This is a genomic window from Litorihabitans aurantiacus, from assembly GCF_030161595.1.
Taxonomy (GTDB): Bacteria; Actinomycetota; Actinomycetes; order Actinomycetales; family Beutenbergiaceae; genus Litorihabitans; species Litorihabitans aurantiacus.
This window is the reverse complement of sequence record NZ_BSUM01000001.1, coordinates 2,424,124-2,444,973: the sequence shown is the minus strand read 5'-3', so window position 1 is coordinate 2,444,973 and position 20,850 is coordinate 2,424,124. Positions and strand designations below refer to the sequence as shown.

The 20,850-nt window shown below is 75.5% G+C and carries 20 protein-coding genes and 3 pseudogenes; 13 read left to right on the top strand and 10 right to left on the bottom strand.

Annotated features, from left to right (window positions below; translation table 11 throughout):
- Positions 1–2: 2 nt before the first annotated feature.
- Positions 3–329 (bottom strand): hypothetical protein, encoded by a 327-nt coding sequence (locus QQK22_RS11650; RefSeq protein ID WP_284251101.1) that lies wholly within the window; start codon positions 327–329, stop codon positions 3–5.
- A gap of 71 nt (positions 330–400) precedes the next feature.
- Here QQK22_RS11650 and QQK22_RS11645 point away from each other — a divergent pair, with 71 nt between their 5' ends.
- On the top strand, positions 401–748 hold the full coding sequence (locus tag QQK22_RS11645; protein WP_284251100.1) for a DUF4229 domain-containing protein: 348 nt from the start codon (positions 401–403) through the stop codon (positions 746–748).
- Positions 749–785: 37 nt separating this feature from the next.
- On the opposite strand, the gene QQK22_RS11640 is transcribed toward QQK22_RS11645, so the two are convergent.
- The 3 genes from QQK22_RS11640 to QQK22_RS11630 all read right to left on the bottom strand — a co-directional run bounded on the left by QQK22_RS11640 (position 786) and on the right by QQK22_RS11630 (position 3,296).
- Entirely contained in the window at positions 786–1,196 is a 411-nt protein-coding gene (locus QQK22_RS11640) for a hypothetical protein (RefSeq protein ID WP_284251099.1), read from the bottom strand.
- Between the two features lie 65 nt (positions 1,197–1,261).
- A complete protein-coding gene (locus QQK22_RS11635; protein ID WP_284251097.1) occupies positions 1,262–2,179 on the bottom strand; it encodes a 1,4-dihydroxy-2-naphthoate polyprenyltransferase in 918 nt (305 codons plus the stop codon).
- Between the two features lie 52 nt (positions 2,180–2,231).
- A complete protein-coding gene (locus QQK22_RS11630; RefSeq protein WP_284252714.1) occupies positions 2,232–3,296 on the bottom strand; it encodes an AMP-binding protein in 1,065 nt (354 codons plus the stop codon).
- A 135-nt stretch (positions 3,297–3,431) separates the two neighbouring features.
- Between QQK22_RS11630 and QQK22_RS11625 the strand changes: the two genes are divergently transcribed.
- The 3 genes from QQK22_RS11625 to QQK22_RS11615 all read left to right on the top strand — a co-directional run bounded on the left by QQK22_RS11625 (position 3,432) and on the right by QQK22_RS11615 (position 5,402).
- Positions 3,432–4,493 carry a DUF3048 domain-containing protein gene (locus QQK22_RS11625; RefSeq protein WP_284251095.1) on the top strand — a complete coding sequence of 354 codons (1,062 nt, stop codon included), beginning with the start codon at positions 3,432–3,434 and terminating at the stop codon, positions 4,491–4,493.
- A gap of 209 nt (positions 4,494–4,702) precedes the next feature.
- Complete coding sequence (locus QQK22_RS11620; protein WP_284251094.1) at positions 4,703–4,903, top strand: hypothetical protein; 201 nt, start codon at positions 4,703–4,705, stop codon at positions 4,901–4,903.
- Positions 4,904–4,955: 52 nt separating this feature from the next.
- The gene (locus tag QQK22_RS11615) at positions 4,956–5,402 is read left to right on the top strand and encodes a hypothetical protein (RefSeq protein WP_284251093.1); all 447 of its coding nucleotides are present in this window, start codon (positions 4,956–4,958) and stop codon (positions 5,400–5,402) included.
- Positions 5,403–5,553: 151 nt separating this feature from the next.
- Here QQK22_RS11615 and QQK22_RS11610 read toward each other — a convergent pair whose 3' ends face one another.
- Positions 5,554–6,537: a 1,4-dihydroxy-2-naphthoyl-CoA synthase gene (locus QQK22_RS11610; protein ID WP_284251092.1), complete on the bottom strand. Its 984-nt coding sequence runs from the start codon at positions 6,535–6,537 to the stop codon at positions 5,554–5,556.
- Positions 6,538–6,710: 173 nt separating this feature from the next.
- On the opposite strand from QQK22_RS11610, the gene QQK22_RS11605 reads away from it, so the two are divergent.
- From QQK22_RS11605 to QQK22_RS11580, 6 genes are all read left to right on the top strand, one after another.
- Positions 6,711–8,222 (top strand): hemolysin family protein, encoded by a 1,512-nt coding sequence (locus QQK22_RS11605; protein ID WP_284251091.1) that lies wholly within the window; start codon positions 6,711–6,713, stop codon positions 8,220–8,222.
- 71 nt (positions 8,223–8,293) lie between these two features.
- The gene (locus QQK22_RS11600) at positions 8,294–9,268 is read left to right on the top strand and encodes an o-succinylbenzoate synthase (protein WP_284251090.1); all 975 of its coding nucleotides are present in this window, start codon (positions 8,294–8,296) and stop codon (positions 9,266–9,268) included.
- Positions 9,265–11,016, top strand: coding sequence for a 2-succinyl-5-enolpyruvyl-6-hydroxy-3-cyclohexene-1-carboxylic-acid synthase (gene menD, locus QQK22_RS11595; protein WP_284251089.1), 1,752 nt, complete (start codon positions 9,265–9,267; stop codon positions 11,014–11,016). The genes QQK22_RS11600 and menD overlap by 4 nt, the downstream gene beginning before the upstream one ends.
- Positions 11,017–11,130: 114 nt before the next feature.
- A complete protein-coding gene (locus QQK22_RS11590; protein WP_284251088.1) occupies positions 11,131–12,678 on the top strand; it encodes a S1C family serine protease in 1,548 nt (515 codons plus the stop codon).
- Positions 12,679–12,840: 162 nt separating this feature from the next.
- Complete coding sequence (locus QQK22_RS11585) at positions 12,841–13,962, top strand: hypothetical protein (protein ID WP_284251087.1); 1,122 nt, start codon at positions 12,841–12,843, stop codon at positions 13,960–13,962.
- 42 nt (positions 13,963–14,004) lie between these two features.
- Complete coding sequence (locus QQK22_RS11580) at positions 14,005–14,385, top strand: VOC family protein (protein ID WP_284251086.1); 381 nt, start codon at positions 14,005–14,007, stop codon at positions 14,383–14,385.
- Here QQK22_RS11580 and QQK22_RS11575 read toward each other — a convergent pair.
- The 5 genes and pseudogenes from QQK22_RS11575 to QQK22_RS11560 all read right to left on the bottom strand — a co-directional run bounded on the left by QQK22_RS11575 (position 14,360) and on the right by QQK22_RS11560 (position 17,836).
- The gene (locus tag QQK22_RS11575; RefSeq protein WP_284251085.1) at positions 14,360–15,109 is read right to left on the bottom strand and encodes a DUF4184 family protein; all 750 of its coding nucleotides are present in this window, start codon (positions 15,107–15,109) and stop codon (positions 14,360–14,362) included. The two genes, QQK22_RS11580 and QQK22_RS11575, sit on opposite strands and share 26 nt — an antisense overlap.
- Before the next feature lie 101 nt (positions 15,110–15,210).
- Positions 15,211–15,507: a DUF2277 domain-containing protein gene (locus QQK22_RS11570; protein WP_284251084.1), complete on the bottom strand. Its 297-nt coding sequence runs from the start codon at positions 15,505–15,507 to the stop codon at positions 15,211–15,213.
- Between the two features lie 62 nt (positions 15,508–15,569).
- On the bottom strand, positions 15,570–16,355 hold the full coding sequence (locus QQK22_RS18845) for an isochorismate synthase (protein ID WP_348525575.1): 786 nt from the start codon (positions 16,353–16,355) through the stop codon (positions 15,570–15,572).
- A 175-nt stretch (positions 16,356–16,530) separates the two neighbouring features.
- Positions 16,531–16,662 (bottom strand): annotated as a pseudogene (locus tag QQK22_RS19515) (isochorismate synthase); the annotation flags it as partial.
- 253 nt (positions 16,663–16,915) lie between these two features.
- On the bottom strand, positions 16,916–17,836 hold the full coding sequence (locus QQK22_RS11560) for a hypothetical protein (protein WP_284251082.1): 921 nt from the start codon (positions 17,834–17,836) through the stop codon (positions 16,916–16,918).
- A gap of 73 nt (positions 17,837–17,909) precedes the next feature.
- On the opposite strand from QQK22_RS11560, the gene QQK22_RS11555 reads away from it, so the two are divergent.
- From QQK22_RS11555 to QQK22_RS11545, 3 genes and pseudogenes are all read left to right on the top strand, one after another.
- A complete protein-coding gene (locus tag QQK22_RS11555; protein ID WP_284251080.1) occupies positions 17,910–18,602 on the top strand; it encodes a demethylmenaquinone methyltransferase in 693 nt (230 codons plus the stop codon).
- 575 nt (positions 18,603–19,177) lie between these two features.
- Positions 19,178–20,481: pseudogene (locus QQK22_RS11550) on the top strand (geranylgeranyl reductase family protein).
- Positions 20,478–20,839, top strand: a pseudogene (locus QQK22_RS11545) (NADH-quinone oxidoreductase subunit A). The pseudogenes QQK22_RS11550 and QQK22_RS11545 overlap by 4 nt, the downstream one beginning before the upstream one ends.
- Positions 20,840–20,850: the final 11 nt, after the last annotated feature.

Below are 20,850 nucleotides of genomic sequence, written 5' to 3'. Positions count from 1 at the left end.
GCTCAGGAGGGGCGGGCGTCCGGCGCGTCGTCGTCGGCGTCCGTCGGGTTCGGCTCGTCCGCCTCGTCCGGCTGCGTCGGGTCCTTCTCCGGGTCCGGCTGCTGGTTCTCCTGCTCAGCCTCGGCCTCCCGACGGCGCCGCGCCGCCTCCGCCTGCCGCCGCTGCTCGCGCAGCCGCGCGTCGAGCTGAGCGAGGAACTGGGGGTCGTCGTCGGGCGCCGGGCGCTGCGGCGCGGCCGCCGCGCGGCGGTCCCGCAGCCGCATCGACAGCCACACCAGCCCGTAGATCACGACACCGGCGAGGAGCACGAACAGGATCAGGCGAGGCATCCCTCGATGCTACGTCGAACGGGTGGGCGCACCGCGCGGGGCGCGAGCGCGCGACCACCTAGGCTGGTGCGGTGCCCGTCCTGCGCTACTCGCTCCTCCGCCTCGCGGCCCTGCTCGCGTCCTTCGGCCTGTTCTACCTGATCGGGATGCGAGGCTGGCCCTGGCTGATCGTCAGCGTCCTGGTGGCGGGGGCCGTCTCCTACCTCACCCTGCGGGGTCAGCGAGACGCCGCGGTGGGGTCGCTCGCCGCCCGCGCCGCCGCCGTCGACGATCCGGTGCGGGGCCAGGACGAGGACGCCGAGGACGCGGCGCTGGACGCGCTCGACGCCGCCGAGCAGCGGCCGGTCACGCAGCAGGTGCCCCCGACGCCGACGACGCCGCCGCCCGGCCCGGGTGACACGCAGGAGCCGCGCGTCTGAAACTCCGCGCGCCTGAGGAGTTCGAGCCGCGTGGCGCTCAGCAGCTCTCGCGCACGCCCTCGAGCGCCGAGTTGAGGCCCTCGAGGTCGAAGCGCTGGTAGGCGGTCAGGACCTCCTGCCCCCGCTCGCCGGAGTCCGCGAACTCCTCGTCCTCGGCGGCGGCGGCCTGCAGGAGCCCGCTGACGGCGAAGGCGTCCCAGCTCGACGTGCCCACGACACTCAGATCGTCCTGGTCGACCTCGCCCGGGAACGACGACGCCACGAGCTCGCAGGCCGCCGAGTGCCTGCCCTCCGCTGTGGACAGGTCCGACGTCGCACCCGGTGACGGCAGGAACCACCCGATACCGAGGCCGACGACGAGCGCGCCCGTGGCCGCGATGGCGACCGTCGCCCCCGAGACGGGCCGGCGCGGCGCGGGCGGGTTCGAGGTGCCGGCCGGACCGGGCACGGGTCCGGGCTGCGGCGTGGACGACGGCGGCGGGGGAGGGCGCTCATCGCGCCACCGTAGCGGGGTCAGAGCAGCGACGGGCCGATCGGTCCGGCCCACCAGAGCCCGAGCGCGAGGGCGAACGCGACGGCGAGCTCGAGCATCCCCGTCTGCTTCAGGACCCCGATGAGATCCGGTCCGGACGCGCCGCGCAGCACCACGACCGCCAGCGCGATCGCGATCGGCAGCGTCGCGAGCGCGAGCAGCGGGGCGAGCTGGAGCGGCACGTCGGCCGGACTCGTGAGGGTCGCCACGACGGCCGCGACGTACGGCACGGCGAGCATGACGGCGAAGGCGACCCGCGCCCGGCGCTCGCCCAGCCGCACCGCGAGCGTCCGCTTGCCGGCCGCGGGGTCGGTGCGGATGTCGCGCAGGTTGTTGGCCATGAGGATGGCGCACGCGAGCGAACCGATCGCGACGGCGGCGCACCACGTGCCCACGCTCACGGTGCCGGCCTGCGCGAAGGTGGTCCCCGCCGTCGCGACGAGACCGAAGAAGACGAAGACGAACAGCTCGCCGAGACCGAGGTAGCCGTAGGGGCGTGCGCCCCCGGTGTAGCCCCACGCGGCCACCAGGCTCGCGGCGCCGACGGCGAGCAGCCACCAGTGACCCGTCCACACCACGAGGGCGAGGCCGGCCAGCGCGCCGACGCCGCCCGCGATCAGCGCGGCGCGCTTCACGGCGGCGGGGGTGGCGGCCCCGGAGGCGACGAGCCGGGTCGGGCCGGTGCGGACGTCGTCGGTGCCGCGCACGCCGTCGGAGTAGTCGTTGGCGTAGTTGACCGCGACCTGGAGCGCGAGCGCGAGCACGAGGCACAGCAGCGCGGCGATGGCGTCGAACCCTCCCAGGCCGGCGGCCGCACCCGTGCCGGCGAGCACGGGTGCGAGGGCTGCCGGGAGCGTCCGCGGGCGCGCGCCCTCGATCCACTGGGCACGGGTGGTCATGGGGCTCCTCGCGGCGGGGTCGGGCGCCGCGGGCGATCGGCGCCCGTCGACCCTAGCGTCCGGTCAGGAGATCCCGGACCGCGCGGCGGTCCACCTTGCCGGGGCCGCGCAGCGGCAGGGCGTCGACGACGACGACGCGGCGCGGTACCCACGCGCCGCCGAGCGTGGCGCGGACGGACTCCTGCGCGGTGGCGACGACGGCGTCGGTGTCGCGTGCCGGGGCGGGGCCGAGCACGAGGGCCGCGGCGACGACGGCGCCCCACTCCGGCTCCGGCAGCCCGACCACGCACGCCTGCTCGACCCCGGCGACGCCGGTCAGTGCCGCCTCCACCTGGGCCGGGTCGACGTTGACACCGCCGGTGACGACCACGTCGTCGGCGCGCCCCAGGACGCGCAGGCGCGTGCCGCCTGCGGTGCTGACCAGGATGCCGCGGTCCGCGGTGACGAGCTCGCCGTCGAACGCCTCGAAGCCGTCCGGGGTCAGGTACCCGAGCGCGAGCTGCGGGCCGGCGAGCGCGACGAGGCCGTCGCCGGTGATCCGCACCCGCACGCCCGGGAGGGGGACGCCGTCGTAGACGCAGCCCCCGCTCGTCTCCGTCATGCCGTAGGTCGTCACGACGCGGACGCCGGCCGCCCGGGCCTCGTCGGCCAGGGCGGGCGGGGTGGCGGCGCCGCCCACGAGCACGACGTCGAAGGTCGCCGCCGCCTCGCGGGCGCGGGGGTCAGCGAGCACGCGCCGCAGCTGGGTCGGGACGAGCGAGGTGGCGCTGCGGGTGACTCCGGCGTCCGCGAGCGCGGCGCGGTGGCGGGCGACGTCGTCGGCGAACGTGGCAGGGCGGAACGGGCCGGGGGTGGCGTGCGTCAGCGGGGTGCCGCCCAGGTGGGCGCGCGCCGCGACCATCACGCCGGCGACGTGGCCGGCCGGCAGGGTCAGGAGCCAGCCGAGCGGTCCACCGAGCGCGGCGTGCGTCGCGGTGGCCGAGGCGCGCACCGCCTCGGCGGTCAGCGCGACGAGGCGCGGGGTGCCCGACGTCGAGCCGGACGTCCCCAGGACGAGGGCGGCGTGGGCGGGGGCGTGGTCGAGGGCGGCGCGGGTCGCCTCGCCGTCGTCGGCCAGGACGAGGGGGTGCCGCCCTCCAGCGCGCGGGCGAGGGCGGCCGGGACGTCCTGAGGGTCGAGCGGGCGGGACGCGGGTGGGGGCACGCCCGCCAGCCTAGGAGCCGCTCCCGGGCGGGCGTGGCACAGTGTCGCCATGCGCGCCCTGACCCCCGCCGCTCGCGCGGCCCTCGCCGCCACGCTCGCGATCGGCCTTCTCGCCGGCTGCGGCGGCGCCGCCGACCCCGAGCCGACCGCGGCTACCGAGACGGTGGAGCCCGACACGGGCGTCGACAAGAGCGCGGCGCCCGAGCCGGTCCTGCCGGCGACCTGGCCCCTGACCGGGGTGGAGGGCGAGATCGAGGAGCGCCCCGCCGTCGCCGTCAAGATCGAGAACTCGCCGCAGGCCCGGCCGCAGACGGGGCTGGAGGCGGCCGACGTCGTGTGGGAGGAGATGGTCGAGGGCGGCATCACGCGGTTCAACGCCGTCTACCACTCGCAGATCCCCGAGACGGTCGGGCCGATCCGTTCGGTGCGGCCGATGGACGCCGGGATCGCGGCGCCGCTGCAGGGGCTGATCGCGTTCTCGGGCGGGCAGGGACCGTTCGTGCAGCGGATGCGCGACGCCGGGCTGCAGGTGCTCAGCCAGGACGAGGGCGCGCCCGGGTTCAGCCGGTCGAGCGAGCGGCGCGCGCCGCACAACGTGTACGGGGCCGTGAACGAGTTCCTCGCGGCGGCGGAGCCGGGCCGGCCGGTCCCGCCGGCGCAGTTCGCGTTCGCGCCGAGCGCGGAGGAGGCGACGACGGCGACGGCCGGTGCGCCCGCGGCGCGCCTCGTGACGGCGTTCCCGCAGCACGTGCCCAGCTGGGACTGGGACGCGGAGGGCGGTCGGTGGCTGCGCAACGAGGGGTCGGCCGAGGCGGTCGGCGCCGGCGGGGAGCGTCTCGGGGCGACGACGGTCGTGGTGATGCGGGTGGAGGTGGTCAGCTCGGGAGCGCTCGACCCCGCCGGCAACCCGGTACCGGAGACGGTGCTGTCGGGGTCCGGCGAGGCGATCGTGGCCTCGGGCGGGGCGACCGTGACCGGGACGTGGAGCAAGGCCGGCGACGGCGACCCCGTGGTGCTCACGGGCGGGGACGGGCAGCCGATCCAGCTCGCGCCCGGGAACGTCTGGGTGGAGCTGGTGCCGACGTCGGGCGGGAACGTCGAGATCTCCTGAGGGAGGCACCCCTCCGCGAGAGCTTCGCTGACGTACCCCGAGAACTTTTCTGACGTACCGCGAGAGGATTGCGGACCCTCCCCGAGAGGTTCGCCGTCGCCCGTCAGACCGCGGGATGACCCGGCCTCCACCGCTCGGCGGACCGGGGCCCGCGCGGGAGCGTCCGTCGGGCTGATGTGCACGGGCGGGCGGCTCGACAGGCTGGAGCCATGACCTCGCTCAGCGACTCCGAGACCCCGACCCCCGCGGCCGTCCCGTCCACGTTCGGCGGGCGGGTGGCCCGGACCTGGCGCTCGACGACGGTGCTCCCGGTCGCCGTCGCCCTCCTGATCGTGACGAGCGTGATCCTGGGCGGCGCCGCCGTCGTCAGCCGGATCGTCTCGGTCGTGAGCGGCTTCCTCGGCGGCTGAGTCGACTCCGTTACGGCGCGCGCGACGGTGGCCCCTCTGGCATCGTGGCCGAATGCGTCGACCTCCCCTGGTGCTGTGCACCGCCCTCCTGGCGCTCGCCGCCTGCACGCCGGCGTCCGGCCCCGGGCCTGAGCTCCCGGCGTCGCCCGCGGTCGAGGAGCCCCGGTTCGACGCCGAGGCGGCGTGCGCCGGCTACAGCGACGTCCTGACGATCGCCGCCAACGCGCGAGCGGGGCTCGAGACGGAGCGGATGGAGACCCAGGAGCGCGACGGGTGGTTCAGGCTTGCTGCCAGCATCCTCGAACGGCTTCCCGGCGACGCCGAGCACCCCGTGTCGACGGCGATCGCGGAGCTGCAGCGCATCGCGCCGCTGGACCGGGGCTGGTACGGCGTCGTCGATCTGGACTCGCAGGCATGGCACGAGGCGTCGCGCGACGTGTACACGGCGTGTGTCGACGCCGGTCACGAGCCGCCCACCCGCATGTTCACCGGCGGCTGAGACTGCCCGCGCGTCCTTCGGCGGCTGAGCCGGCCGGTACGTCGGCGCGTCGGCCATCCTCTCCGGGAGGGTCGAAAATCCTCTCGGGGAACGTCGGTAAACCTCTCGGGGAGGGTTCACAAAGCTCTCGCGAAGGGGCAGGCGGAGGCCGTCAGAAGTAGCGGGGGAACTCCGACCAGTTCGGGTCGCGGCGCTCGAGGAAGGCGTCGCGGCCCTCCGCCGCCTCCTCCGTCATGTACGCCAGCCGCGTGGCCTCACCCGCGAAGACCTGCTGCCCCGCGAGCCCGTCGTCGGCCAGGTTGAACGCGAACTTGAGCATCCGGATCGCCTGCGGCGACTTCGTCGCGATCGTCGCGGCCCAGTCCAGCGCCCGCTCCTCGAGCTCCGCGTGCGGCACCGAGGCGTTGATCGCGCCCCACCGCTCGGCGTCGTCGGCCGAGTAGCGCCGCGCGAGGAAGAAGATCTCGCGCGCCCGCTTCTGCCCCACCTGGCGTGCCAGCAGCGCCGACCCGTACCCGGCGTCGAACGAGCCGACGTTCGCGTCGGTCTGCATGAACGCCGCGTGCTCGCGCGAGGCGATCGCGAGGTCCGCGACCACGAACAGCGAGTGGCCGCCGCCGGCCGCCCAGCCGTTCACGACGGCGACCACCACCTGCGGCATCGTCCGCATCAGACGCTGCACCTCGAGGATGTGCAGGCGCCCGGCCCGCGCGGGGTCCACGTACTCGCTCGTCTCGCCCGACGGGGCGCCGCCGGAGCCCTCCGTCGTGTAGCGGTACCCGTCACGGCCGCGCACCCGCTGGTCCCCGCCCGAGCAGAACGCGTACCCGCCGTCCTTCGGGCTCGGCCCGTTCCCGGTCAGGAGCACCGTGGCGACGTCGCCGCTCATCCGCGCGTGGTCCAGCACCCGGTACAGCTCGTCCACGGTGTGGGGGCGGAACGCGTTGCGCACCTGCGGCCGGTCGAACGCGATCCGCACCACCGGCAGGTCGCGCACGATCGTGCTCCCGTCGGCCGCGACCGAGCGCTCCACGCCCCGGTGGTAGGTCACGTCGGTGAGGTCGAACCCGTCCACCTCGCGCCAGCGCCGCGGGTCGAAGACGTCGGAGACCTGGTCGGGGAGGGTGTCGCTCATGGGGCCACCCTAGGAGTCGTCGCCGCCCCCACCCGCCCCCGCCCGAGCGATCCCCGTCCCCACGCGCCGCCCGTCGTCTTGCGTGACTCCGCCACCATGCCGTTGCATAGGCGCATGGATGATTCTCGAAGTCCCTGGCCCAGCTCTCACGACGCCTCGGCGGTGCCCGCCTGATGGACGGTGAGACCTGGGTCAACATCGCACTCGTCGTCGTCTTCATCCTCGTCGGCGGAGTGTTCGCCGGGACGGAGATCGCGCTGGTCTCGCTGCGCGAGAGCCAGATCGACCAGATTGCGAAGCAGGGCAAGCGTGGCCGCCGCGTCGCCTCCGTCGCCCGCGACCCCAACCGCTTCCTCGCGGCCGTGCAGATCGGCGTCACGGTCGCCGGGTTCGCCTCCGCGGCCTACGGCGCCTCGACGATCGCGCCGGACATCGCGCCGTGGTTCGTCTCGCTCGGCCTCTCGGAGTCCGTGGCCGGCACGGTCGCCACCCTCGCGCTGACGCTGATCATCGCCTACCTCTCGCTGGTGCTCGGCGAGCTCGTCCCCAAGCGCCTCGCGCTCCAGCGCTCCTCGGCGCTGGCGCTGACCGTCGCGCCCCCGCTCGATCGCTTCGCCACGGCGATGCGCCCGGTCATCTGGCTCCTCTCGCGGTCGACGAACGCGATCGTCCGCCTCCTCGGTGGCGACCCGACGCAGTCGGGCGAGCAGATGAGCGACGAGGAGCTGCGCGACCTGGTCGTCGCGCACGAGGGCCTGCCCGACGTCGAGCGCGAGATCCTGCGCGACGTGTTCGAGGCCGCCGACCGCACCCTCGTGGAGGTCATGCGGCCGCGCCACGAGGTCGTGTTCGCGGAGGCGGACTGGACCATCGCCGAGGCGGTCGCCGCCGTCGCGGATGCGCCGTACTCGCGCTTCCCGGTCAAGGACGACGGCGACGTCGACTCGATCCTCGGCTTCGTCCACGTGCGCGACCTGTTCCTCGCCGCGGTCGACCCGTCCGCACCCTCGCTCGAGGCGGCGCGCCACTCCGGGAACGACGACGCCGGCGCCGAGCTGGTCGCGGACGTCGCGGGGGAGCCGGCCCGCACCGTGCGCGACCTCACTCGCCGCATCATCGTGCTGCCCGGCTCGAACGTCCTGCTGCCCTCGATGTCGGTGATGCGCCGCGAACGGATCCACATCGCCGTCGTGATCGACGAGTACGGCGGTACCGACGGCATCGTGACGCTCGAGGACCTCGTGGAGGAGCTGGTCGGCGAGATCCACGACGAGCACGACGACGTCGTGATCGAGCAGCGCCCCGTCCCGGGCGCCCCGGTGCTGGTCCCCGGCGGCATGACGATCGAGGACGTCGCCGAGCGCACCGGCGTGACGCTGCCGGACGGCGGCTACGAGACGATCGGCGGTCTCGTGATGGACATGCTCGACCGGACCGCCGAGGTCGGCGACAGCGTGCTGGTGGTCCCGGAGGACCCGGGCGACGTCGACCTGCCGGAGCTCGGCGACGACGAGATCCTCGGCCACCGGCTCACGGTGCGCGAGATCGACGGTCACCGCATCGTCAGCGTCGGTATCGAACCCGAGGTCGCCTCGGCGGCCGTGGTCGGCGCGGCGCGCGCGGCGGGGGAGGACGGCGAGCCGTCCCCCGCGGCGTCGGAGGCCTCCGAGGCGCCGCGCGACTGAGGCGCGACGCGCGGCTCTCGGTCACGACGCGAGCCGGGCGGGTGCCCGGTCGGCCTCACTAGGCTGAGGCGGTGCCCGCCCCGCTCGTCTACGCCACACCGCTGCGCACCCGGTTCCGCGGCATCGACGCCCGCGACGGCGTGCTCCTGCGCGGGGACGCCGGCTGGGGCGAGTTCTCGCCCTTCTGGGACTACGACGACGCCGAGTCCGCCGCCTGGCTCCGCGCCGCCCGCGAGAGCGCGGACCACGCCTGGCCCACGCCCGTCCGCGACCGCGTCCCGGTCAACGTGACGATCCCCGCGGTCGGTCCCGAGCGCGCGCGCGAGCTCGTGCTCGGCTCGGGCGGGTGCACGACGGCGAAGGTCAAGGTCGCGCAGACCGGCCAGTCGGTGGGGGAGGAGGTCGCGCGCCTGGAGGCGGTCCGCGACGCGCTCGGCCCGGCGGGCCGCATCCGCGTCGACGCGAACGCCGCGTGGGACCTGGACGAGGCGCTGCGCCGCCTGCCCGTGCTCGACCGCGCGGCGGGCGGTCTCGAGTACGCCGAGCAGCCCGTGCCCGAGGTCGCCGACCTGGCAGCCCTCCGCCGCCGCCAGCACGTGCCGATCGCGGCCGACGAGTCGATCCGTCGTGCGGCCGACCCGCTGGCGGTGCGCCGGGCCGAGGCGGCCGACGTCGTGGTGCTCAAGGTGCAGCCCCTCGGCGGCGTGCGGGCCTGCCTCGAGCTGGCCGACGCCGTCGGCCTGCCGGTCGTGGTCTCCTCGGCGCTGGAGAGCTCGGTCGGGATCGCGGCCGGGCTCGCGCTCGCCGGGGCGCTGCCCGAGCTCACGCACGCGTGCGGGCTCGCGACGGTGCACCTGCTGGAGCGTGACGTGCTCGACCACCCCCTGCTGCCGACCGGCGGCACCATGCCGGTGCTGCGCGCCGACGAGCTCGAGCCGCGCGGGGATGCCACCGAGGGCGTGGACGCGGCGACGACGCAGCGGTGGCTCGCGCGGCTCGCGCGCGTCGAGGCGTTGGTCGGGTCCGACGCGGGGGCGCACCCGTGAACGACACGGCCCTGCCGGGCGCAACGACCCCCGAGGCGGACCTGCCGCCCGCCCAGCAGCTCGCCCGCGCCGTCGTGCGCGCGCTCGTGGCCGGCGGGGTGCGCGACGCCGTCCTCGCGCCCGGATCCCGCAGCGCGCCGCTGGCCTACGCGCTGCTGGAGGCGGAGACGGCCGGGGCGCTGCGCCTGCACGTCGTCGTGGACGAGCGGTCCGCGGGGTTCGTCGCGCTGGGCCTGGCGGCGGACACCGGCCGCCCGGTCCCTGTCGTGGTGACCTCGGGCTCCGCCGTCGCGAACCTGCACCCGGCCGTGGTCGAGGCGGGGCACCAGCGGGCCCCGCTCGTCGTGGTCAGCTGCGATCGTCCGGCCGAGCTCGTCCGCCGCGGGGCCAGCCAGACGACCGAGCACGTCGGGATGTTCGGCGAGGGCCCGGGGCTCTCCCGCCCGCGGGCGAGCGCGGAGGTCGACGCCGCGTACCAGGCCGCCACGGAGGTGTCGCGGCTGGTGCGCGCCGCCGTCGGAAGCGCCCGCCGCGCCGACCCTCCCACCTCGGGCGCGGTGGGGCCGGTTCACCTGAACGTCGTGCTCGCCGACCCGCTCGTCCCCGATCCGGGGGCGGCCCCGCCGGTGCTCGAGCCCGGCCGCGTGCCGGGTGGGTGGAGCTCGAGCATGCCGCACGAGCTCGAGCCCGCCGGTCGCACGGTGCTCCTGGCGGCCGACGGCGCGGGGTGGGTCGGGCATGCGCTCACCGCGCAGGGGCGCTGGCCGGTCCTCGCGGAGCCGTCGGCCGGTGTCGACGGCGCACACGCCCTGGCCGCGACGCCGGCGCTCCTGGACGCGCTCGGGTCCGAGATCGACCGGGTCGTGGTGGTCGGTCGCCCGACCCTCTCGCGCCAGGTCACGCGGTTGCTCGCGCGCGAGGACCTCGAGGTCGTCGTGCTGGACCCGCGCGGACGCCCGTGGCTCGAGGTGCCGGGCGCCGTGCACGTGCCGGCGGCCGAGGTCGTGCCGCCGGACGACGCGCCGTCGGCCGCGGACGACCCGGCGTGGTCGGCGGCGTGGGCCGCCGCGGGTGCCGCGGTGCAGCGGGAGCTGGACACCGTCTCCCGGGAGGCACGCGACGGCGTCGCACCCCTGGGCGGTGACGTCGCCGCGCGGGCGGTCGCGGCCGCCGTCGCCCGCGAGGACGGCCTGCTGGTGGCGGGCGCGTCGATGGCGATCCGCTACCTGGATCTCGCCGGTATCCCCGGCGCGCCGGTGGTGGCGAGCCGCGGCGTCGCGGGGATCGACGGGACGCTGTCGACGGCGCTCGGTCGTGCGCTCGCACGCACGCCGGCCGACGGGCGCGGCCCCGTGCGCGCGCTCGTGGGCGACCTGACGTTCCAGCACGACGTCGGAGGCCTGGTCCGCGGCCGTCTCGAGCGGGACGTCGACCTCCAGGTCGTGGTCCTGGCCGACGACGGTGGCTCCATCTTCGGCACCCTCGAGCACGGCCGTCCCGAGCACGCTGCCGCGCACGAGCGGGTGTTCGCGACCCCGCAGACCATCGACATCGGTGCACTGGCGCGCGGCGCCGGCGTGGCGCACACCGTGGTGGGCGACCTGGCCGGGCTCGAGGCGGCGCTCGCTGCACCGGTCCGCGGCCGCTGCGTGCTCGAGGTGCGGCTGGACCGCCACGCGCTGCGCGAGGACCGCGCGGCGCTGCACGCGAGGCTCGTCGCGGTGGCACGCGACGCCGTCGGCGACTGAGCTGCCGGCGAGCGGGGACCCTCCCAGGCTCTGCCCAGATTCCGCCCAGCGTGACGTCAGGTGCGGGGCGTGTACTGCAGGTCGGTTCACAAGACATCGACCGTGGAGGACGAGATGGACGAGCGCGAGGGTCACCAGGACGGCCGCGAGGCCCGGGGCGAGACCGGCCTGCCGGGTCGCTACGAGGGCGCCCCGCCGACGTCCGAGGCGCCGACCGCGCCCCTCCCGGCGCAGCAGTCCCCGGTCCAGCCGGCTCAGCAGGGCCAGCCCGCCCAGCCCGCCGAGCAGGGTCAGACGTCGCACGTCTTCGGCTTCGGGTGGGAGCGCCCGCAGCAGCCGCAGCACGCCCCCGGGGCCACCCAGGGCTGGCACACGCAGCCCTACGGCCCCTACCCGGCGCAGGCCCACGGGCAGGGCCCCACCCCGGTCCCCGCCTCCGCGACGGCCGCCCCGCCGCGCCGCCGCCGGCAGTGGCCCGGGATCGTCACCGCCGCGGCGCTCGCCGCCGTGCTCGCCTCCGGCGGCACCGCGCTCGCGACCGGGGTGTTCGGCCAGGACACGCAGGCCTCCTCCTACTCGGGCCTGGGCAGCACGACGCCGGTCGCCGCGTCCTCGGCCTCGGACGTCGAGTGGCAGGCGCTGGCCTCCCAGGTGAGGGACTCGGTGGTCGCGATCACCGTGACGACCGCGCAGGGCGGCGGCCAGGGGTCCGGCGTGATCGTCGACGCCGACCAGGGCTACATCGTGACGAACAACCACGTCGTCGGCGCCGCGGCCACCAACGGCATCTCGGTCACCCTCGCGGACGGTCGCATCATCGACGCCGACATCGTCGGCACCGACCCCACCACCGACCTCGCCGTCATCAAGCTCACCGACGTCCCGGACGACCTCAGCGCGTCGCCCTGGGGCGACTCGGCCGACCTCATCGTCGGCCAGGACGTGATGGCGGTCGGCAACCCGCTGGGCCTCGCGAGCACCGTCACCACCGGCATCGTCTCGGCGATCGACCGTCCCGTCGCCACCGCGGAGGACTCCTCGAGCGACGCCGTCGTGACCAACGCGATCCAGATCGACGCCGCCATCAACCCGGGCAACTCCGGGGGCCCGCTGTTCAACACCGCGGGCGAGGTCATCGGCATCAACTCCTCCATCGCGACGACGTCGGAGGCGTCGGGGAGCATCGGGCTCGGGTTCGCGATCCCGTCCGACCAGGCCAGCCGCGTCACGCAGCAGCTGATCGACGACGGCGTGGCGGACCACGCGTTCCTCGGCGTCACGCTGCAGGACGCCGCCGCGACCGCCGACGGCGTGACGCGGGCGGGTGCGCAGGTGCAGCAGGTGACCTCGGGCACGCCGGCGGCCGAGGCCGGGCTGCGGGCGGGCGACGTCGTCGTCGGCATCGACGCCAAGGCCGTGGGCGGCGCCCAGTCGCTGACCGGGTTCGTGCGTCAGTACGCCGCGGGCGACGAGGTGACCCTCACGGTCGTGCGCGGCGGCGAGGCGATGGACGTCAACGTCACCCTCGCTGACCGCCCCGTCGATGCCGAGACGCAGGTGCCCCAGCAGACGCCGCAGCAGCCCGGCCAGAGCGACGACGGCGGCTCGCGCCAGCTCCCGCAGCTCCCCGGCCTGCCGTGGAGCAGCCAGGACGACGGCTGACGCCGGGTCCCGGAGCCGTCGGGCTCCCACGAACCGCGGGGCGGCGGGAGGTCAGGCCCTCCGCCCCGCCGGCCGGGAACTGAGCACTCCCGGCCATGCGAGACCCGGACGTCGCGTCCCCCTCACGCGGCGTCCGGGTCTCGCGCTGTCTAGGGTGGGTGGGTGCCGAAGCCCGTGCCCGACGCCCCCACGGACGAGCCCGGCGGCGAGGTCCAGCACGCCGCCGCACTGGCGAGGTTCCGGGCGTTCCCGCTCGGCGCCGTCGCGACCCTGGCGACGCTCGCGCTCGGCGCGCTGGTCTGGTTCGTGAGTCTGCTCGGCCGTGTCCCGGCACCGTTCTGCCACGGCGCCGCCATGTCTCCCGGCGACGTCTGCGAGCGACGGCGCCGCCGCAGCACCCGCACGAGCGAGGTCACCTACGAGCGCGTCCTCGCCGAGGCCGTGCAGAACCTCACGACGCAGCGCTGGTGGACCCTCGCCGTCGTGCTCGTGTGCGTGCTCGCGGCGCTCGCGATCGTCGTCCGGTGGCGGGGCGACGTCGCCCTCGCGCGCGAGCTCGCGGCCGCGCAGCCGTGGTTCGCGACCGCCGAGCGGACGGCGTGGATCACGGTCGGTGCGGTGATCGGAGCGCTGGTGCTGCTCGGCGGAGGGCTCTGGGCGGGGCTGCGGTTCGCGATCGGCGGGTCGGTCGGTACGGGCGTCGGCGTCGTCGTGGTGGTCGGCAGCGTGCTGATCGCGCTCGTCCTCGTCCTCGTGGCGCGCCCGACCGGGGCGCACTACGTCGGCGTCTACCGCGAGGGGGTGCACCTCGTGCGGCGGGGCGGGCTGCGCCGCGTGCCGTGGCTGGAGGTGCAGCTGGTCGACGGCGGGTCCCCCTCGCTCACGGTCGTGGGGGACCCGTCGCGGGTGCGGCTCGATGCGCGCGTCGCGCGCGAGGTCCGGCGCGGCACGTGGCAGACCTGGACGGCGACGGCGCTCGCGCGGCTCGAGGCGGGCGAGCGACTCGATTTCGGCGTGCTCACGCTCACGCGCGAGGCGCTGCTGCCCGACGGCGGGGCGCCCGTCCCGCTGGCCGACCTCGGCGGCTTCACGCACCTGCAGCGCCCGCGGGAGAACCTGCGTCTGGAGATCCGGACGCGAGCGGGCGAGGTCGCCGCGGGGGTGGACGCGACGCGGATCGCGAACGCGCACGTGCTCAGCACCCTGCTCGAGTGGCTGGTGAAGGTGACGCTGCCGCCGTTCCCCGGGTCGACCCCCTCGCGCGACGACGCCGGGCGGGTCTAGCCTGACGACGGAGGCAACCCGTCGCGAGCGAAGGAGCACGTCATGGTCAGCATCTCGGCGGGGTGGGCGGGTTTCGCCGCCCCCGACCTGGACGCCGCGCAGGCGTTCTACACCGGCCTGGGCATCACCGTGGAGCGCGACGAGGCGATGGGGATGCTCACGCTGAAGCTCACCGGTGACGTCTCCGTCTACGTCAAGCCGGACCACGTGCCCGCGTCGTTCACGGTGCTGAACCTGCTCGTGACCGATCTGGAGGCCGCGGTCGACGACGCGGTGGCCGCCGGAGCGAGCTTCGAGCGCTACGAGGGTTTCGATCAGGACGAGCGCGGGATCGCCCGCGGCCCTGTCGGCCCGGCGATCGCCTGGACGAGGGACCCGGCGGGCAACGTCGTCGCGTTCATCGAGGAGTCCAGCGCCTCCTGACGTGCCAGAGGGCGCACCCCAGGAGGATCACGACGGCGACGGCGACCATCGCCGTCCGGGTCCCCTCGTACGCGATGCGCCACAGGGGTCCGCCGTGCGCGAGGCCGGTCGCGGCGCCCGCGCCCAGGGCCGCGACGACGGCGGTGCACGTGAGGACGCGCAGGCGTGCCGTCGCCGCGCGCGGGGCGGGGTCGAGGGCGCGGGGCGGGCGGCGCGCGAACCAGATCGCGATGACGGCGAGTCCGAGCACGCCCGAGAGGTCCTGCGCCCACGCGTACAGCGGCGTGCCGCCCACGCGCTCCTGCAGCAGCGGGACGGCGTCCGTGCCCCAGCGCCCGTGGTGGGTGAACGCGTCCCACACGACGTGGGTGAGGACGCCGAGGGCGAGCGCCGCCGTCGTCAGGAGCGTGGTGGTCACGGGTGAGCGGCGCGGGGCGGACGGGTCGGCTGGGTCGGCGGGGCCCGGGTAGCGCGCGGCGATCCACGACGGTGAGAGGTCGCTCGCGGCGGGTCGCACCAGGACGCGCCAGCCGAGCCAGAGGGCGCCGGCCAGGAGCGTGGTCACGGGCAGCCAGGCGAGCGAGTGGGTCGTGGCGTACAGCGGTGCGAACGGCACGAAGAGGCGCAGGTCGGGAGCCATGGCGCCGACGGCGACCGCGCTCACCGGCAGCGCCGTCCGGCGCAGCGGGAGGGCGAGCACGGCGTGGCTGACGGTGAAGGGCACGACCCGACGCTAGGGCCTGGGCGGGGTCGTCCGGCGTGCCCGGCGGGGGAGGGACGTGCGGGTTCTGCGGAGAGTGGTGGGCCGGGTGGTGTGGGTGGGGCTCAGCCGGTCGCCGACGCTGCGCGCGCGGCCTCACGGGCGGCGATGCGGGCCTGCACCTCGGGACGCCGGAGCGGGGGCAGCACCGTGGCGGGCTTCTGCCGCTCGGGCAGCTCCTCGAGCAGCTTGCGGGTCAGCACGGTGATCGCCGCGACGGCGTGCTCGAACGCCTCGGCGGTCACCCTCGAGGGGTGGGTGATGCCGGAGACCTTGCGCACGTACTGGCGCGCGGCGGCCTCGACCTCGTCGTCGGTGGCGGGCGGCTCGAGCCCCCGCAGGAGCGTCACGTTTCGGCACATGTCGGCCACGATCGTCCTGCGGGCGGGCGTGGTCAAGAGGCCCCGGCAACGAGCCCGCGCGATCAGCCGATCAGCGCCTGGCGCACCGGCTCCAGCTTCGCCTCGGTCTCGTCCAGCTCGGCCCCGGGGTCCGAGGCCGCGACGATCCCCGCGCCGGCGAACAGCCGGATCCGTCGCGGGTCGGCCGGGTCGAGCGCGCCGCAGCGCAGCGCGATGCACCACTCGCCGTCGCCCTCCGCCCCGATCCACCCGACCGGACCGGCGTAGCGACCGCGGTCCATCCCCTCGATCTCGCGCACGAGCGCCACGGCCGCGGCCGTGGGGGTGCCGCCGACCGCCGCCGTCGGGTGGAGCGCGGCGGCGAGCCGCAGGGAGGAGGGGCGCGCGCCGTCGACCCCGCGCTGCAGCACCGCGGTCACGTCCGTGGCCAGGTGCATGACGTTGGGCAGGTGGAGCACGCTCGGGACCTCAGGCACGTTCGCGCTCTCGACGAACGGCGCGAGCGCGTTCGCGAGCGAGGCGACGGCCAGCTCGTGCTCCTCCAGGTCCTTCGAGGACCGCGCGAGGGCGGCGGCGTGCGCGAGGTCGCGCTCGTCGTCGCCCGTGCGCCGGATCGTCCCCGCGAGCACGCGCGAGGCGACGAGGCGGCGCTCGCGCCGGATCAGCATCTCGGGCGTCGCGCCCACGAGGCCGTCGACGACGAACGTCCAGGTCGTGGGGTAGGCGTCGGCGAAGCGGGTCGCGAGCGCCCGCACGTCGAGCGGGGTGCGCGACGTCGCCCACGCGTCGCGCGCGAGCACCACCTTCGCCGCCTCGCCGGCCCGGATGCGCGCGACGGCGTCCGCCACCTTCGCCCGCCAGGCCTCGGGTGTCGCCGCGCCGGGGGAGGAGGTGACGCCCTCGGGGAAGGTGAGCGGTGCGCGAGCGGCGTCGAGGGGAGGAGGCGGCGCCGTCGGGGTCGATCGTCGTGACCCACGCGCGGCCGCCGCGGCGCCCGACGAGCACGCGCGGGACGACGAGCGAGCCGCCGGCGGGGTCGCCGTCGTCGAACGCGAACGACCCGAACGCGACCAGGCCGGTGCCGGGCAGGTCGACGTCGTCGGTCACCGTGGCGCGCTCGCGCAGCCGCTGGAACCAGGCGTCGGCCGCGAGCATGCGGTCGGGGCCGGTGGTGTCGGCGCGGGCGGCCTCGCCCCACGCGACCATCCCGTCACCGCGTCGCACCCAGGTCGCGACGTCGTCGGCCGTGGGCAGGAGGTCGAGCAGATCGCCCGGATCGGCGACGGCGTGCGTGCGGACCTCGAGCGTGGGAACGCCCGCGTCCTGGCGGGTCGGGGCGGGCGCGGACATCGCCGTCAGCCTACGCCCGCGCGCCCCGCCACCCCGGGGATCGCGGGCGTCTGCTGCGTCACGTCAGCGGCTGCAGCACCCCCGTGACCCGGACCTGGTCGGGCGTCAGCCACGGGGCGACGGCGTCGTGGATCGCCTCCAGCGTCGCGGGGTCGGCGACCTCGACGTCGACCCGGAGCACCCCGTCGGCCCCCGAGCCGGAGCTCATGAGTCCGGGCAGGGGATCGCCCTCGTACAGCACCGACTGCGCGGCCGCGATGTCGGAGGCCGTCGGCAGGTCCTGCTCCGCGACGCACAGCCAGCCCGGCCAGACCTCGCGCAGGGCCGCGTGCGCGGCCTCGGCGTCGCCCTCCGCCGCCGAGACGACCACGTTGTACTCGTCGTAGCCGTTGCTGACGTAGGAGGTGACGTAGCCCGGCAGATCGGCCGCCACGGTCGTCATGGCGTTCTGGGCGTCGATCAGCTCGAGAGGGTCGAGGGTCTCGTCGCCCCCGCGCCACGGATCTGCGCAGAGGGGGCCGAGATCCTGCGTCCCCCACCCGTCGTCGACGGGAGAGGCGTCCGCGGGTGGCTCGGCGGCGGGCGGTCGGGTGAGCGTCAGCGTGCACTCGGACCACGTCCCCACGAGTGACACCCTGGCCGAACGCACACCGTCCTGCTCCGAGACGTCGGGGACCTCGTCCCAGTCCAGGCCCTCGACGGTCGGGCCCGTGCACGGTGGTGCCGGGTAGATCCCCGGCATCGGACCGATGCACAGCACGGGAGCCCCGCCGTCGCGCTCCTCGACGCCGGCGAACACGTGGTACTCGACGGCGGAGGTGTCGGGTGCGGGGTCGGGGGCGGTGCCGTCGGTCTCACCGGGCGCGCCGGCTCCCTGCGGTGCGCCGCACGCGGTGACGACGGCGAGAGCCGCCGCGCCGACGACGGCGAGCGCGGGGCGCGCGGCCAGGGACCTGGTGCGTGCTCGTGAGGTGCTCATGTCCCGTCTGTGTCGCGGCGGCGCCGACTCTTGCAGCGTCGGTCCCGGCGGCGGCGCGTGAAAGGATCGGCCCATGGTGCGCGCTGAGCTCGACAAGGACCCCGCCGACGTCGCCGGGATGTTCGATGACGTCGCCGGCCGCTACGACCTCACCAACGACGTGCTCTCCCTCGGGATGGACCGGCTGTGGCGGCACGCGACGGTGCGGGCGGTCGACGCGCGGCCCGGCGAGCGGCTGCTCGACCTGGCCGCCGGCACGGGAACCTCGACGGCGGCGTTCGCCGACCGGGGCGTGGACGCCGTGGCGTGCGACTTCTCCACCGGCATGGTGTTCGAGGGCAAGCGGCGCCGTCCGGACCTCGAGTTCGTCGCGGGTGACGCGACGCGGCTGCCGTTCGCGGACGCGACCTTCGACGTCGTGACCATCTCGTTCGGGCTGCGCAACGTGAACCCGACGCTCGAGGGGCTGCGCGAGATGCGCCGCGTGGTGCGGCCCGGCGGGCGGCTCGTGGTGTGCGAGTTCTCGACGCCGCCGCTGAAGGCGTTCGGGGCGCTGTACCGGTTCTACCTCCGCAACGTCCTGACCCCGATCTCGCGCGCGGTCAGCTCCAACCCCGAGGCCTACGACTACCTCGAGGAGTCGATCCTCGACTGGCCCGACCAGGCAGGTGTGGCGGCGATGCTGCACCAGGCCGGATGGCGCTCGGTCTCCTACCGCAACCTCACGGGCGGGATCGTCGCGCTCCACCGCGCCACCGCGCCCTGAGGCGGGCTCACCCGCGGGGTGAGCAGCCCGTGAACCGGGTGCGGAGGCGTGGTTGATCAGACCTCGTGGGTGATCGGACGCCGCCGTCGGGCGGTCCGGCGACCTCGTCGGGCGGTCTGGCGACCCCGTCGGGCGGTTTCAGCGTGCTCCACGGCGCGACCGGCGGGCATCGCTGCAGGTCAGGGCGATGGGCACATCGCGACTGCGTGTCGGGGCGGTGGTCAAACCGCCCGAAGGGTTCGCCGGACCGCCCGAAGGGAGCGGCGAACCGCCCGACGGGTCCGGCCGGCCGACCGACGGGCGCGATCGGACAGTACGGGTTCCCCCGGCCCCGCCCGTCGGGATCACGGTGCACCCGCCGACCGAGATCCCGTGACCGGGCTCACCCGCGACCGCGGCACCTGCGGCGATGCAGGCGCGGGACCTAGGTCCCACGCGCCGACGCGTGGTTAGGTGATCCTTGGGAGACACCCCGGTGCGGCATTCGTATAGTCGCGAGCGACGCACGTGCGCACCGGGTCACCGCCCGGGCGCACGCCCTGCGGTACGGCTATCTTGACGGCGAGGTGGACACGATGGGTTCGGCTGCCCGGACGGCGGACGTGATCGTCGTCGGCGCGGGCCCCGGCGGTGCCGCCGCGGCCCACTACCTCGCCCAGCGCGGGCTCGACGCCGTCGTGCTCGAGAAGGCCAGCTTCCCCCGCGACAAGGTGTGCGGCGACGGTCTCACCCCCGCGCCGTCGCCGAGCTCATCTCGATGGGCGTGCCGACGCGCGAGGAGGACGGCTGGGCCCGCAACACCGGCCTGCGCGTCATCGGCGGCGGCCACACCGTGGAGATGGACTGGCCCGACCTCGAGACCGTCCCGAGCTACGGCCTCGTGCGCACCCGCCAGGACCTCGACGAGACCCTGGCGCGCCACGCCGCCGCGAGCGGCGCCACCCTGCTGGAGGGCCACAGCGTCACGGGCGCGATCCGCGACGACGCGGGCCGCGTCACCGGCGTCACCGCCAAGCGCGTGGACGAGCGCGGCCGCGCCACCGGCGAGCCCGAGGAGAGCTTCACCGCGCCGTTCGTGATCGACGCCGGCGGGGTCGCCGCGCGCCTGGCCACCGCCGTCGGGCGCGAGAAGCGGGGCGACCGCCCGATGGGCGTGGCCGTGCGCACCTACTTCCGGGTCCCGGAGGCGAGCCCGCGCTACCGCGACACCATGATGGAGAGCCACCTCGAGCTCTGGGACGGCGAACCCGGCAACAGCGACCTCCTGCCCGGCTACGGCTGGATCTTCGACGCCGGCGGCGGCCTCGCGAACGTCGGCCTCGGCAGCGTCAGCTCGACCGCGCGAGCCACGAAGCTGGACTACAAGGACATCTTCGCGCGCTGGATGCAGAACGTGCCGACCGAGTGGGGCTTCACGCCCGAGAACCAGGTCGGCCCGCTGCGCAGCGCCGCGCTCCCGATGGCCTTCAACCGCCAGCCGCTCTACGCCGACGGGCTGCTGCTGGTCGGCGACTCCGGCGGCATGGTCTCGCCCTACAACGGCGAGGGGATCGCCTACGCGATGCAGGCGGGGCGCATCGGCGCCGACGTCGTCGCCCAGGCCCTCGCGCGGCCGAACGCCGCCAGCCGCGAGCGCGCGATGCAGGCCTACGCCCGCACGATGAAGGCCGAGCTGGGCGGCTACTACGCGCTCGGCAAGCAGTTCGTCCGCATCATCGAGCACCCGTCCGTGATGCGGATCTGCACGCGCTACGGGCTGCCGCGGCCGCTGCTGATGCGCTTCGTGCACAAGCTGCTCTCGGACTCCTACGACCGGACCGGCGGGGATGCGCTGGACCGGATCATCACGGCCCTGACGAAGGTGGTGAGACCGGCATGACGAATCCGTACGTCCCGATCCTGGTCATGATGGGCATCGCCGCCCTCATGGCCGTGGGTGGCCTCGCCGCGAGCGCCGTGATCGGCCCGAAGACGTACAACCGGGCCAAGCTCGAGGCCTACGAGTGCGGCATCATGCCGACCCCCACGCGCTGGGGCACGGGCGCTTCAACATCAAGTACTACCTCGTGGCGATGACGTTCATCGTCTTCGACATCGAGGTCGTCTTCCTCTACCCCTGGGCGGTCGCGTTCAGCGACCTGGCCGTGTTCGGGCTCGTCGCGATGCTGGGGTTCATCGCACTCATCACCGTTCCGTACATCTACGAGTGGCGCCGCGGCGCGCTCGACTGGGACTAGGGAGTCTCACC